This window comes from Mucilaginibacter gilvus, from assembly GCF_004054195.1.
GTDB lineage: Bacteria > Bacteroidota > Bacteroidia > Sphingobacteriales > Sphingobacteriaceae > Mucilaginibacter > Mucilaginibacter gilvus.
This window is the reverse complement of the sequence record NZ_SBIW01000006.1, coordinates 1-13391: the sequence shown is the minus strand read 5'-3', so window position 1 is coordinate 13391 and position 13391 is coordinate 1. Positions and strand designations below refer to the sequence as shown.

Annotated in this window: 6 protein-coding genes, 2 tRNA genes, 3 rRNA genes and 1 other annotated feature; of the genes, 9 read left to right on the top strand and 2 right to left on the bottom strand. The window is 46.5% G+C overall.

Translation table 11 applies throughout. From position 1 onward, the window contains the following. Nucleotides 1-9: 9 nt before the first annotated feature. Nucleotides 10-1194: a polysaccharide lyase 6 family protein gene (locus EPL05_RS12225; RefSeq protein WP_128534256.1), complete on the top strand. Its 1185-nt coding sequence runs from the start codon at nt 10-12 to the stop codon at nt 1192-1194. A 45-nt stretch (nt 1195-1239) separates the two neighbouring features. Here the strand turns inward: EPL05_RS12225 and EPL05_RS12220 are convergent, their stop codons facing one another. Further along, nucleotides 1240-1485: a hypothetical protein gene (locus EPL05_RS12220; RefSeq protein ID WP_128534255.1), complete on the bottom strand. Its 246-nt coding sequence runs from the start codon at nt 1483-1485 to the stop codon at nt 1240-1242. A 14-nt stretch (nt 1486-1499) separates the two neighbouring features. Continuing rightward, a complete protein-coding gene (locus EPL05_RS12215) occupies nt 1500-1718 on the bottom strand; it encodes a hypothetical protein (protein WP_128534254.1) in 219 nt (72 codons plus the stop codon). 185 nt (nt 1719-1903) lie between these two features. Between EPL05_RS12215 and EPL05_RS23980 the strand changes: the two genes are divergently transcribed. The 8 genes from EPL05_RS23980 to EPL05_RS12185 all read left to right on the top strand — a co-directional run bounded on the left by EPL05_RS23980 (nt 1904) and on the right by EPL05_RS12185 (nt 13203). Next, nucleotides 1904-2047 (top strand): ThuA domain-containing protein, encoded by a 144-nt coding sequence (locus tag EPL05_RS23980; protein WP_166727690.1) that lies wholly within the window; start codon nt 1904-1906, stop codon nt 2045-2047. A gap of 18 nt (nt 2048-2065) precedes the next feature. Next, on the top strand, nt 2066-2824 hold the full coding sequence (locus tag EPL05_RS12210; protein WP_128534253.1) for a ThuA domain-containing protein: 759 nt from the start codon (nt 2066-2068) through the stop codon (nt 2822-2824). A gap of 17 nt (nt 2825-2841) precedes the next feature. Beyond that, nucleotides 2842-3003, top strand: coding sequence for a hypothetical protein (locus EPL05_RS23975; protein WP_166727689.1), 162 nt, complete (start codon nt 2842-2844; stop codon nt 3001-3003). A gap of 1201 nt (nt 3004-4204) precedes the next feature. Further along, nucleotides 4205-5726 (top strand): 16S ribosomal RNA (locus EPL05_RS12205). 431 nt (nt 5727-6157) lie between these two features. Continuing rightward, nucleotides 6158-7679 (top strand): 16S ribosomal RNA (locus EPL05_RS12200). Between the two features lie 413 nt (nt 7680-8092). After that, nucleotides 8093-9578 (top strand) — a sequence feature (most likely nonfunctional fraction of RNA operon). Nucleotides 9579-9820: 242 nt separating this feature from the next. Further along, nucleotides 9821-9895 (top strand) — tRNA-Ile (locus tag EPL05_RS12195). Nucleotides 9896-9990: 95 nt separating this feature from the next. Next, a tRNA-Ala gene (locus tag EPL05_RS12190) sits at nt 9991-10064 on the top strand. A 256-nt stretch (nt 10065-10320) separates the two neighbouring features. Then, a 23S ribosomal RNA gene (locus EPL05_RS12185) occupies nt 10321-13203 on the top strand. Nucleotides 13204-13391 lie beyond the last annotated feature (188 nt).

Below are 13391 nucleotides of genomic sequence, written 5' to 3'. Positions count from 1 at the left end.
TTAAATATTATGATAAAATATTGGGTATTAACAGTATGCTGCTTTTGCGCTGTTCAGTTAAGTTTTGGCAAAGTTTATAAGGTAGCAACTCCAGAAGAGTTTAGCAAAGCCGCGGCTGTTGTTTTGCCGGGCGATGAAATTGTAATTGCCAAGGGTAATTACAACGGCTGGAGCCTAACACTAAACGCTAACGGAACTGCCGCCAAGCCAATTATCATCCGTGCAGAAAAAACGGGTAAAGTGATCTTTCAGGGCGAGGTGCGCCGGGCGGTACTTAAAATATCCGGTAGCTACATCGAAGTGAAAGGGCTGAGCTTTGAAGGCTGTATACTGTTTAAGGGTAAAGGTTCGGATGTGGTGCTTGTGCATCTGGATGCCGCCAGGTATTGCAGACTGAGCGATTGCAAGTTCATCAAAGATACCGTGAATACCGATTTTATGCCCATCGTGGTAGTATCGGGTAACGGCGATCATAACCGTATAGATAATTGCAGTTTCAGTGCCAATTTTAACAACCAGGAAGTGCAGGTTCGGGTTGGCAAAGAAGATGTATCGCTCTACACCCTTATCGATCATAACACATTTATGGATAAGGACAGCGTTACCTGGAAGGGGAATAACGGCGGCGAGTGCGTACAAATAGGGCAGGACCCTATTATGTTGGGCAATCGCTATTCCTACGCCACGGTGCGGGATAACCGCTTTATCCGCTGCAACGGCGAACCGGAAGTGATCAGCAATAAATCATCGGGCAATAAATACGTCAATAATTATTTTGAAGATTGCCACGGCGAACTGGTAATGCGAGGCGGGCATGAATGCCTGGTTGATAGCAATACATTTGCGGGCGGTACAGGTGGTGTACGGGTTAACGGCACTACGCACACCATCACCAATAACAAGTTTAAAGGCTTGCCAATTGCTATCAGGCTGATGTATGGCATGGCGAAAGGAAAGATAGATACCGGATTCTATATTGCGGCAAGTGATTGCGTTATCAAAAACAATAAGATAAACCAATGTGGTACCGGCATTTTAATAGGCGGCAGTAAAAACGCGGACTGGACGGGCAAGTTCGATACCAAGCGTTATCCATCCCGCACTATGCAAGATGTAGCGCCTTTTAACAACGAGGTAGAAAACAACGCCATCAAAAACACCAAGGTGCCCGTGCTTAAAGAAACTGCTCCCTAAAGGGGTAGGGCAAGAATAAATGGTAATTGTGCAGTACGGCCAAAATCAGGATATTGCTTTACCTGCTGCAACTTCAAAATCTTCCTGATGAGAAAACATTCTGCCGTCGTACTCCCAATCGAGGATCAGTCTCCATTTGCCCGCATTACATTCTGTAACCGGTATCTCCAGCAGATCGCCTTTCGAACTTTGTACCTTCATCCTAAAACAAGCACCCCCAACACAGTTCACCGGTGTAAAAATGGCATTGCCATTTACCGGGTGGTTAAAGTTAAATCGTATGGTTTTCATGGTAGTTGAATTTACTAAGGTAAAGTTAAAATATCTATGGCTAATAAAAAATGACCGCCGTCATAATATTTACAAAAATATTTGTTCCGGCCGCCAACTACCGCGGTAAGCAAAGATACCGACGGGCGTAGGGCAGAGCAATGGCTGCCACACGCTGCCTGATATTTGTTAGCCGTAGCCACACCATAAAAACTATCGAATGAAAAAGAACCGGTTTTTGATATTGATCTCATTTGCGCTTCTGTTCCTGGTGAACGAATATATCTTTGCATAAAGTGTGCACCCAACGCTGGCAATCGGCGCTATGGCAACAAATTTTAAACTAAGGGGGACTGATGGCAAAATTTATACTTTACAAAGTTTTGCTAAAGCTAAAGTGCTGGCTACCACAGAGCGGTACTTCAAACAAAATTAACCCATGAACGATTATCTTATCATCTGGACAAATGAACAATACCGCCGGATGACCAACATCGGCATAGGGCATTCGCCGGACGATTTTACCAACAAAGATTATATTACACTAATAACCGATGCCGTTAATTGGGCTGCATCAAAATGAACCTACAGATATCTATATATGAAAAGATCAATTTTAATAAGCCTGCTCTGCGTTTTTGCATTTGCATGCCACGCGCAAAAAGCGCCACGTTTTAAAGTAATAGCCATTTATGAGAACGGCGGGAATCATATTGAGTACTCGAAAGTAGCGAAAGTATGGCTGGATAAACTTTCCGCCGACAGCAACTTTACCGTGGATTATATAACCACTACCGATAATATCGACGGTGCCTTTTTAAGTAAATACCAACTGTTTATCCAACTAGATTTTCCTCCTTATTCTTGGAAAGAGAAGGCTGTGAAGGCTTTTGAGCAGTATATTAACCAAGGCCGGGGTGGTTGGATAGGCTTTCACCACGCCACGTTGCTGGGCGAGTTTGATGGCTTCCCGATTTGGCCATGGTTCCATAAATTCATGGGGCAGGTGAGGTTTAAAAGCTATATACCCGGCTTTGCAAAAGGGGAGGTGAATGTGGAGGATAAGGCCCACCCGGTAATGAAAGGCATCCCATCCTCATTCTGGATCCAAAAAGAGGAGTGGTATACCTATGATCAAAGCCCGAGGCCAAATGTGCATGTGTTGGCATCGGTTGAAGAGAGCAGCTACATACCAAACGGCAATGTAAAAATGGGCGACCACCCGGTAATATGGACCAACCCGAATGTTAAAGCGCGCAACGTTTACATTTTTATGGGCCACTCGCCTGTGCTTTTCGACGATGATCATTACAAACGGCTTTTCAGCAATGCCATATTCTGGGCCGCTCAAAAAAACTAATACTAAACCCTATCACAATGTTTAATACAATATTTCTGATTTGCTTCCTGCTACCTTTAGAAACCATAGCGGAAAAGCGCGAGCCAAAAGTAATGCTGCCCGTGATACAGGGGAAGATAATGTACGATTCTACTTACACCACTGCGGGTAAACCTACCGAAGCCGAAGTATTGAACTAAGCCGCCAAATGGCTTAAATCTGAATTTGCCTCGCCCGAAAGCGGCTTAACAGCTATTGACAAGCACCACCACCAGGTAACTGACGTTGGCATTTTCAAGATACCCGTTAGCAATACTGAGAGTGGTTATCGCGTTGTAGCCGATAACCTGTACGAAAAACCCATTGAACCAGGCATCAGCAACGAGTATTCAAAGTTGGAATACCGCTGGCTGGATTACCGCAATGGCAAACCATGGTCGGCCGAGGATGATAGCCTTTTTACAGGTTTTGTTGCGGCATTGGATAAAATGCAAAGGTCCTAGCAAACCAGCCCGGGTTTAAATACGTCGGCTCAGCCGCCAAAGTTTAGAGCGCTGGCATTTTACTCAACCACAGTTGAATTACGGTAACGGAGAACCGTACCGGCTCGAATAATACAGGGCTGAGCTAATCGCCATCAACACAGGCGTACTGACCCGTGTGGGCACCTCAGATACCTGGTCATCATCGGTAAGCAATGCGTGAACAGTGTCGCGCTTAAGTTTAAAAACACAACGGTATAAAGGTCTGGTGAAGATTCAAACAAAAAAGCTACCTCATGTAAGTAGGGCGACTTTATTGTTTACTGATAGGTTATAGGTTTTTATTGGTCACCAAGTAGGAGAAGCGTAGATTCTATTCATTGCCCCGTTTTCCGGATTGTTGCTATTCTGATACCCGGATTGACCGGAGTAACCCCGCTTTTTATTGGTTAGATTTAATAAATCAACTAATCGCTTCGCTGAATATTGAGGCATGTGAAATTGTATTAAGTGGTTTATCCTTAATGATTTGAGTGTGAATTTATTAAAAAGGGCATTGCCATACAAATGGGTTTTAATTACTTATATGCTTATTAATGAGTGTCTTAAAAAAATGTTAAAATTAATTTGCAATGATAAAAAACAAGTCTATCTTTGCACTCCCAAACAGAAGGGATATGTTTGAAGGCGATCTTCAAACGTTTAATACAAAAGTTAAGAAGTACTAACTTCAAAACATATAGCAGAACCGAGACGGAGAAGCAAAAAGTTCTTTTAAGAAATAGAAAATCATGTAGAGTAACAACCGAAAGGTAGTTATGATTACAAATGTTGGTAGGATAATGTAAGAGAATATTTTTTTTTTACAGATTTCTATTGATTGAGTTTAATAGGGTCTGGATCAACAACAACACATTATACAATGGAGAGTTTGATCCTGGCTCAGGATGAACGCTAGCGGCAGGCCTAATACATGCAAGTCGGACGGGATTTGGGAGCTTGCTTCTGATGAGAGTGGCGCACGGGTGCGTAACACGTATGTAACCTACCTTAATCTGGGGGATAGCCTCTCGAAAGAGAGATTAACACCGCATAACATCACCGGATAGCATTTTTTGGTGATCAAATATTTATAGGATTAAGATGGGCATGCGGAACATTAGCTAGTTGGTAAGGTAATGGCTTACCAAGGCTACGATGTTTAGGGGATCTGAGAGGATGGCCCCCCACACTGGTACTGAGACACGGACCAGACTCCTACGGGAGGCAGCAGTAAGGAATATTGGTCAATGGGCGCAAGCCTGAACCAGCCATGCCGCGTGCAGGAAGACGGCCCTATGGGTTGTAAACTGCTTTTGTACCGGAATAAACCCTTTTACGTGTAGGAGGTTGAATGTACGGTAAGAATAAGGATCGGCTAACTCCGTGCCAGCAGCCGCGGTAATACGGAGGATCCGAGCGTTATCCGGATTTATTGGGTTTAAAGGGTGCGTAGGCGGCCTATTAAGTCAGGGGTGAAAGACGGTAGCTTAACTATCGCAGTGCCTTTGATACTGATGGGCTTGAATGTACTTGAGGTAGGCGGAATGTGACAAGTAGCGGTGAAATGCATAGATATGTCACAGAACACCAATTGCGAAGGCAGCTTACTAAAGTATGATTGACGCTGAGGCACGAAAGCGTGGGGATCAAACAGGATTAGATACCCTGGTAGTCCACGCCCTAAACGATGAATACTCGATGTTGGCGATATACGGCCAGCGTCTAAGCGAAAGCGTTAAGTATTCCACCTGGGGAGTACGCCCGCAAGGGTGAAACTCAAAGGAATTGACGGGGGCCCGCACAAGCGGAGGAGCATGTGGTTTAATTCGATGATACGCGAGGAACCTTACCCGGGCTTGAAAGTTAGTGAATGATCCAGAGACGGATCAGCTCTTCGGAGCACGAAACTAGGTGCTGCATGGCTGTCGTCAGCTCGTGCCGTGAGGTGTTGGGTTAAGTCCCGCAACGAGCGCAACCCCTATGTTTAGTTGCCAGCACGTTAAGGTGGGGACTCTAAACAGACTGCCTATGCAAATAGAGAGGAAGGAGGGGACGACGTCAAGTCATCATGGCCCTTACGTCCGGGGCTACACACGTGCTACAATGGATGGTACAGCGGGCTGCTACCTGGCAACAGGATGCCAATCTCGTAAAGCCATTCACAGTTCGGATCGGGGTCTGCAACTCGACCCCGTGAAGTTGGATTCGCTAGTAATCGCGTATCAGCAATGACGCGGTGAATACGTTCCCGGGCCTTGTACACACCGCCCGTCAAGCCATGGAAGCTGGAAGTGCCTGAAGTGCGTAACCGTAAGGAGCGTCCTAGGGTAAAGTCGGTAACTGGGGCTAAGTCGTAACAAGGTAGCCGTACCGGAAGGTGTGGCTGGAATACCTCCTTTCTGGAGCATTATCNTTTGCAGCCCGCCAAATCGGAAACGAGGATTGTGGAAAAAGGTTAAAAAGCGAGCTTAAGAAATTTAGAAAATAAAGTTTGCGAATAACAAAAAGGTTTTTACCTTTGCAGTCCCAAAACGAGGGAGCGGAAACGCGGAAAAACGTTGAGGGAGCCGAGAGCGAATCGAGGCGGATAAAACATTGAAAGTTTAGCATCGCAATGATGTAACGACATATACCGGAGCTGAGATAGCGAAGGGAAAAAGTTCTTAAAAGAGATAGAAAATGAAATTATGCAGTGTAACAACCGAAAGGTTTTTATACTAAATAAAAAAGAAGCTTGAGATTGATCAGGGATAATGTAAGAGAATATTTTTTTTTTACAGATTTCTATTGATTGAGTTTAATAGGGTCTGGATCAACAACAACACATTATACAATGGAGAGTTTGATCCTGGCTCAGGATGAACGCTAGCGGCAGGCCTAATACATGCAAGTCGGACGGGATTTGGGAGCTTGCTTCTGATGAGAGTGGCGCACGGGTGCGTAACACGTATGTAACCTACCTTAATCTGGGGGATAGCCTCTCGAAAGAGAGATTAACACCGCATAACATCACCGGATAGCATTTTTTGGTGATCAAATATTTATAGGATTAAGATGGGCATGCGGAACATTAGCTAGTTGGTAAGGTAATGGCTTACCAAGGCTACGATGTTTAGGGGATCTGAGAGGATGGCCCCCCACACTGGTACTGAGACACGGACCAGACTCCTACGGGAGGCAGCAGTAAGGAATATTGGTCAATGGGCGCAAGCCTGAACCAGCCATGCCGCGTGCAGGAAGACGGCCCTATGGGTTGTAAACTGCTTTTGTACCGGAATAAACCCTTTTACGTGTAGGAGGTTGAATGTACGGTAAGAATAAGGATCGGCTAACTCCGTGCCAGCAGCCGCGGTAATACGGAGGATCCGAGCGTTATCCGGATTTATTGGGTTTAAAGGGTGCGTAGGCGGCCTATTAAGTCAGGGGTGAAAGACGGTAGCTTAACTATCGCAGTGCCTTTGATACTGATGGGCTTGAATGTACTTGAGGTAGGCGGAATGTGACAAGTAGCGGTGAAATGCATAGATATGTCACAGAACACCAATTGCGAAGGCAGCTTACTAAAGTATGATTGACGCTGAGGCACGAAAGCGTGGGGATCAAACAGGATTAGATACCCTGGTAGTCCACGCCCTAAACGATGAATACTCGATGTTGGCGATATACGGCCAGCGTCTAAGCGAAAGCGTTAAGTATTCCACCTGGGGAGTACGCCCGCAAGGGTGAAACTCAAAGGAATTGACGGGGGCCCGCACAAGCGGAGGAGCATGTGGTTTAATTCGATGATACGCGAGGAACCTTACCCGGGCTTGAAAGTTAGTGAATGATCCAGAGACGGATCAGCTCTTCGGAGCACGAAACTAGGTGCTGCATGGCTGTCGTCAGCTCGTGCCGTGAGGTGTTGGGTTAAGTCCCGCAACGAGCGCAACCCCTATGTTTAGTTGCCAGCACGTTAAGGTGGGGACTCTAAACAGACTGCCTATGCAAATAGAGAGGAAGGAGGGGACGACGTCAAGTCATCATGGCCCTTACGTCCGGGGCTACACACGTGCTACAATGGATGGTACAGCGGGCTGCTACCTGGCAACAGGATGCCAATCTCGTAAAGCCATTCACAGTTCGGATCGGGGTCTGCAACTCGACCCCGTGAAGTTGGATTCGCTAGTAATCGCGTATCAGCAATGACGCGGTGAATACGTTCCCGGGCCTTGTACACACCGCCCGTCAAGCCATGGAAGCTGGAAGTGCCTGAAGTGCGTAACCGTAAGGAGCGTCCTAGGGTAAAGTCGGTAACTGGGGCTAAGTCGTAACAAGGTAGCCGTACCGGAAGGTGTGGCTGGAATACCTCCTTTCTGGAGCATTATCTGATACCAATGTATCATAACAAGTTACCTACATGATTATTTCTTAAATTTTTTATACTATATTATAGTATAGGAGTTCGGCCAAACAGGGGCCGGATAATTTATCAACGGTTCGAATCCGTTATTCTCCACACGCCCACCGTTTCCCGAGAGGGATAGGATATTATGCAAGTTATCATAGTGATATGGTATTGGGACAAGTTCTTTGACATATTGGAAGAAGTAAAATTGAAGAGAAAACAACAGTAGAGACACTGTTAGGCTTCAGAAGTTTACAAAATCAAAGGTGCAACGGTAGCAATACCAATGAACTAATGAACGAGTGAACCAATGAACGAACAGTTATCAAAAAGCATACAGTACCGAGCAAAAGCGGTACAAGTATAGAAGAAAGTAAGAAAGGGTACACGGGGGATGCCTTGGCTCTCAGAGGCGATGAAGGACGTGATAAGCTGCGATAAGCCGCGGGGATCAGCAAATATGAATTGATCCGCGGATTTCCGAATGGGGAAACCTAACTATTTGAAGAATAGTTGCATATATGCGCAAACCTGCTGAACTGAAACATCTAAGTAAGCAGAGGAAGAGAAAATAATAATGATTTCCTGAGTAGTGGCGAGCGAAAGGGAAGAAGCCCAAACCTATTATGTTACGGCATAGTAGGGGTTGTAGGACCACAACATGAATATCAAACAAAACCGGAAGGGGGTGGGAAACCCCGCCATAGAGCATGAGAGCTGCGTACGGGTAATGAATGATAGGATAGTGGTATCCTGAGTACCGCGAGGTCGGAGACGCCTTGTGGGAATCTGCCGGCACCATCCGGTAAGGCTAAATACTCCTGAGAGACCGATAGTGAACCAGTACCGTGAGGGAAAGGTGAAAAGAACCCCGAACAGGGGAGTGAAATAGAACCTGAAACCGTGTACTTACAAGCGGTCGGAGCCCACAAGTTGGGTGACGGCGTGCCTTTTGCATAATGAGCCTACGAGTTACTCCTCTCTGGCNTTGAATGTACTTGAGGTAGGCGGAATGTGACAAGTAGCGGTGAAATGCATAGATATGTCACAGAACACCAATTGCGAAGGCAGCTTACTAAAGTATGATTGACGCTGAGGCACGAAAGCGTGGGGATCAAACAGGATTAGATACCCTGGTAGTCCACGCCCTAAACGATGAATACTCGATGTTGGCGATATACGGCCAGCGTCTAAGCGAAAGCGTTAAGTATTCCACCTGGGGAGTACGCCCGCAAGGGTGAAACTCAAAGGAATTGACGGGGGCCCGCACAAGCGGAGGAGCATGTGGTTTAATTCGATGATACGCGAGGAACCTTACCCGGGCTTGAAAGTTAGTGAATGATCCAGAGACGGATCAGCTCTTCGGAGCACGAAACTAGGTGCTGCATGGCTGTCGTCAGCTCGTGCCGTGAGGTGTTGGGTTAAGTCCCGCAACGAGCGCAACCCCTATGTTTAGTTGCCAGCACGTTAAGGTGGGGACTCTAAACAGACTGCCTATGCAAATAGAGAGGAAGGAGGGGACGACGTCAAGTCATCATGGCCCTTACGTCCGGGGCTACACACGTGCTACAATGGATGGTACAGCGGGCTGCTACCTGGCAACAGGATGCCAATCTCGTAAAGCCATTCACAGTTCGGATCGGGGTCTGCAACTCGACCCCGTGAAGTTGGATTCGCTAGTAATCGCGTATCAGCAATGACGCGGTGAATACGTTCCCGGGCCTTGTACACACCGCCCGTCAAGCCATGGAAGCTGGAAGTGCCTGAAGTGCGTAACCGTAAGGAGCGTCCTAGGGTAAAGTCGGTAACTGGGGCTAAGTCGTAACAAGGTAGCCGTACCGGAAGGTGTGGCTGGAATACCTCCTTTCTGGAGCATTATCCCGAAATCTTAAGCAAACATTCTTTTTTATTATAACAGCCTGCGCTGTTACCTGCATGATTATTTTCTTAATCTTATTAGACATGAGCTATTAGATGTGAGTTATGAGACCGGAACGCAAGTTTTATCTCGATACTCAAATCTCAATACTCAGATCTAATTAAAAAAAACCCGGAAGATGAAGCCATCAGTGGTTCAGCCATGTAGTGGCAGTATTGTACGTAAAAAACAGTCCTGTAGCTCAGTTTGGTTAGAGCACTACACTGATAATGTAGGGGTCAGCAGTTCAAATCTGCTCGGGACTACGAGAGGCAAGTTGAAAGTTAAAAGTGAAAAGTAAAAAGATCGAAAGATCTTGCTACTTGATACAAACTACTTGATACTGTAAGCGCATCTGAAAGGGGGATTAGCTCAGCTGGCTAGAGCACCTGCCTTGCACGCAGGGGGTCAACGGTTCGAATCCGTTATTCTCCACACGCCCACCGTTTCCCGAGAGGGATAGGATATTATGCAAGTTATCATAGTGATATGGTATTGGGACAAGTTCTTTGACATATTGGAAGAAGTAAAATTGAAGAGAAAACAACAGTAGAGACACTGTTAGGCTTCAGAAGTTTACAAAATCAAAGGTGCAACGGTAGCAATACCAATGAACTAATGAACGAGTGAACCAATGAACGAACAGTTATCAAAAAGCATACAGTACCGAGCAAAAGCGGTACAAGTATAGAAGAAAGTAAGAAAGGGTACACGGGGGATGCCTTGGCTCTCAGAGGCGATGAAGGACGTGATAAGCTGCGATAAGCCGCGGGGATCAGCAAATATGAATTGATCCGCGGATTTCCGAATGGGGAAACCTAACTATTTGAAGAATAGTTGCATATATGCGCAAACCTGCTGAACTGAAACATCTAAGTAAGCAGAGGAAGAGAAAATAATAATGATTTCCTGAGTAGTGGCGAGCGAAAGGGAAGAAGCCCAAACCTATTATGTTACGGCATAGTAGGGGTTGTAGGACCACAACATGAATATCAAACAAAACCGGAAGGGGGTGGGAAACCCCGCCATAGAGCATGAGAGCTGCGTACGGGTAATGAATGATAGGATAGTGGTATCCTGAGTACCGCGAGGTCGGAGACGCCTTGTGGGAATCTGCCGGCACCATCCGGTAAGGCTAAATACTCCTGAGAGACCGATAGTGAACCAGTACCGTGAGGGAAAGGTGAAAAGAACCCCGAACAGGGGAGTGAAATAGAACCTGAAACCGTGTACTTACAAGCGGTCGGAGCCCACAAGTTGGGTGACGGCGTGCCTTTTGCATAATGAGCCTACGAGTTACTCCTCTCTGGCAAGGTTAAGTGTTTAAGACACGGATCCGAAGCGAAAGCGAGTCTGAATAGGGCGTATAGTCAGAGGGGGTAGACGCGAAACCTTGTGATCTACCCATGGACAGGTTGAAGGTGCCGTAACAGGTACTGGAGGACCGAACCGATAAACGTTGAAAAGTTTCCGGATGATCTGTGGGTAGGGGTGAAAGGCTAATCAAACTGGGAAATAGCTCGTACTCCCCGAAATGTTTTTAGGAACAGCGTGATGGTAAAGTTATATAGAGGTAGAGCTACTAATTGGGTGCGGGGGAGTCAAATCCTACCAAATCCAGATAAACTCCGAATGCTATATAATATACATTGCAGTGAGGCTATGGGTGCTAAGGTCCATGGCCGAGAGGGAAAGAACCCAGACCATCAGCTAAGGTCCCCAAATTAACGCTAAGTTGAACTAACGAGGTCCGATTGCACAGACAGCTAGGATGTTGGCTTGGAAGCAGCCATTCATTTAAAGAGTGCGTAACAGCTCACTAGTCGAGCGATCGGGCATGGATAATAAACGGGCATTAAGCGTTATACCGAAGCTATGGATTAGATATGAAAATATTTACTGGTAGGGGAGCATTCTAATTGCCGGTGAAGCAGGAAAGACAATTGACTGTGGAGGAATTAGAAAAGCAAATGTAGGCATAAGTAACGATAAGGCGGGAGAGAAACCCGCCCACCGAAAGACTAAGGTTTCCTGATCAACGCTAATCGGATCAGGGTTAGTCGGGGCCTAAGGTGAAGCCGAAGGGCGTAGCCGATGGACAACTGGTTAATATTCCAGTACTTTTTATAACTGCGATGCGGTGACGGAGTAGTGACACTGACGCGAACTGACGGAATAGTTCGTTAAAGGCCGTAGGTATAGGTTTGGTAGTTAAGTACGCCAGATTTGCTGAAAGCTGATAGTATACTGAGCCTTCGGGTAAGGTAATAGTTCAGGTAATCAGACTTCCAAGAAAACCCGCTAAGCTTCAGGTTATAAAAACCCGTACCGTAAACCGACACAGGTAGTCGAGGAGAGAATCCTAAGGTGCTCGAGTGAATCATGGCTAAGGAACTCGGCAAAATGGCCCTGTAACTTCGGGAGAAGGGGCGCTGGTAGCAATATCAGCCGCAGTGAAAAGGCCCAGGCGACTGTTTAACAAAAACACATGGCTATGCAAAATCGAAAGATGACGTATATGGCCTGACACCTGCCCGGTGCCGGAAGGTTAAGAGGGGATGTTAGTCGCAAGGCGAAGCATTGAATCGAAGCCCCGGTAAACGGCGGCCGTAACTATAACGGTCCTAAGGTAGCGAAATTCCTTGTCGGGTAAGTTCCGACCTGCACGAATGGTGTAACGATCTGGGCGCTGTCTCAGCCATGAGCTCGGTGAAATTGTGGTATCGGTGAAGACGCCGGTTACCCGCAACGGGACGGAAAGACCCCATGCACCTTCACTACAACTTAACATTGATATCGGATACAGGATGTGTAGGATAGGTGGGAGACTGTGATCATGCTTCGCTAGGAGTATGTTAGTCAACGTTGAAATACCACCCTTTCTGTATTTGGTGTCTAACTCTATAACTGGAGAACATTGTTTGGCGGGTAGTTTGACTGGGGTGGTCGCCTCCAAAAAGGTAACGGAGGCTTTCAAAGGTAAGCTCAGTACGCTTGGTAACCGTACGCGGAGTGCAATAGCATAAGCTTGCTTGACTGTGAGGCAGACAAGCCGAGCAGGGTCGAAAGACGGATATAGTGATCCGGTGGTTCTGCATGGAAGGGCCATCGCTCAAAGGATAAAAGGTACGCTGGGGATAACAGGCTGATCTCCCCCAAGAGCTCATATCGACGGGGAGGTTTGGCACCTCGATGTCGGCTCGTCACATCCTGGGGCTGGAGAAGGTCCCAAGGGTTGAGCTGTTCGCTCATTAAAGTGGCACGCGAGCTGGGTTCAGAACGTCGCGAGACAGTTCGGTCCCTATCTGTTGTGGGCGTTGGAAGTTTGAGTGGGGCTGACCTTAGTACGAGAGGACCGGGTTGGACTAACCTCTGGTGAATCTGTTATGCCGCCAGGTGTACTGCAGAGTAGCTACGTTGGGAATAGATAAGCGCTGAAAGCATCTAAGTGCGAAACTAGCCACAAGATGAGACTTCCATTGAGGATCGTAGCAGACTACTACGTTGATAGGTTACAGGTATAAAGGTGGTGACATCAAAGCCGAGTAATACTAATAATCCGAAGCTTTCTCATAGCAGGTAATTAAAGAGTCCATAGTTGATAGACCATAGACCATAGTCAGCAATGACCATGGACAGTGGAACAAAGACTATGGCCTCTCAACACAAAGCTGTTGTTTTCTCTGATACTTTTACTTCTTTCAATAATATGTCATTGTTTATATGGTTCATTAGTTCATAGGTATCATTGGTTCATTAGTA